This is a genomic window from Exiguobacterium artemiae (assembly GCF_033342815.1).
Taxonomy (GTDB): domain Bacteria; phylum Bacillota; class Bacilli; order Exiguobacteriales; family Exiguobacteriaceae; genus Exiguobacterium_A; species Exiguobacterium_A artemiae_A.
Map to the genome: position 1 here is coordinate 1 of NZ_JAWPEN010000039.1, position 1,293 is coordinate 1,293.

A 1,293-nucleotide genomic window follows, 5' to 3' on the forward strand; every position below is an offset into this window, starting at 1 on the left:
TTTAGACTGACCTAGCGATATGAGACACATATAAAACACCTTGATTAGGCTGCCAGTACACCATATTTTTTCGGTGTCAGGTAGCCTAATTTTTCTTGGATTCGTTCTTCATTATAGTAATTTAAGTAATGGATAACGCGCTCAGAGACCTCATGGTCTCTTAAAGAATTAAATTTGACGTACTGGAACTCCTCAGACTTTAAATTGGAGTGGAACGATTCGATGACCGCGTTGTCCCAACAGTTTCCTCTCCGAGACATGCTGCTTGTTAGATGGTTCCTCTTAACGAATTCTTGAAAGACGTATGACGTATAGACACTTCCTTGGTCCGAATGAAGGATGACCCCCTCGGGGTGATTACGATTCTCTAATGCTAATTTCAACGTATCGACGACGAGAGGTGTCTGTTGGTGATCGTATAACTTATAGGCAACGATTTCGTTATTGAAAAGATCGATGATGGTGGAAAGATATTTCGTCGTACTGCCGTATTGGATATAGGTAATATCCGTTACCCACTTCTGATTCGGTTTACTTGCTGTGAAGTCACGTTCGAGAAGATTAGGTGCCATTATGATGCGTTCACCTTGAGATTTCCATCTTCGTTTCGGCTTGATCCGACATTGGAGATGGTATTTTTGCATGATTTTCTGTACGGTATTCCGATTGGCTTTCAACTGATAGATTTGCTGTAATAATGCCTTTATTTTTCGATGTCCATTCCGATACTTCGTCTGCTTACTTAGTTCGATGATGGCTTTTTCCAGCACCGAAGGTGCTCCCACAGATTCTTTAATCCAGCGGTAATAGCTTGCTCTTGATACATTCAAAGCGCTCAGAATGGTGGTAATTGTATACTTTCCCCGAAGACACCCTACAATTTTTATGATTACTTCTTTCTCAACTCTCTTTCGATCTCCATGTACTTTTTTAAAATCTCGTTTTCCATCTTCAGATGAGACATTTGTCGCTCTCTCTTGTCATCCTCACTCGCAGAATCTGGACCATGTCCGTAGGTGTACTGTTTTCCAATCGGCTGATCAAACCGATAGAGTTCATTAGACCGATACCATCTCATCCATGTTTCGACTTGCGATTTGTTTTTGATTCCGTACTTCTCCATGATCTCTTTCGTCGTTAACTCACCACTCAGCTTTTCTTTGACTACTGCCCATTTCACTTCACTTGAATATACGTTTTTGCCCATGCAAAAACACCTCCGATATTAGTACTTTTTAAAAGTGTACCACTCCGAAGGTGTTTTATATTGTCTCAAAATTTTAGGTTAGCCCA

The 1,293-nt window shown here is 40.7% G+C and carries 1 protein-coding gene; it reads right to left on the bottom strand.

The window, feature by feature from the left end:
- Positions 1 to 44: 44 nt before the first annotated feature.
- Positions 45 to 1,207 (bottom strand): IS3 family transposase gene (locus R7V76_RS16600; protein WP_318094352.1). Its coding sequence is split into 2 segments (ribosomal slippage): positions 45 to 931 and positions 931 to 1,207, totalling 1,164 coding nucleotides; the frame shifts between segments, so codons are not numbered across the junction.
- Positions 1,208 to 1,293 lie beyond the last annotated feature (86 nt).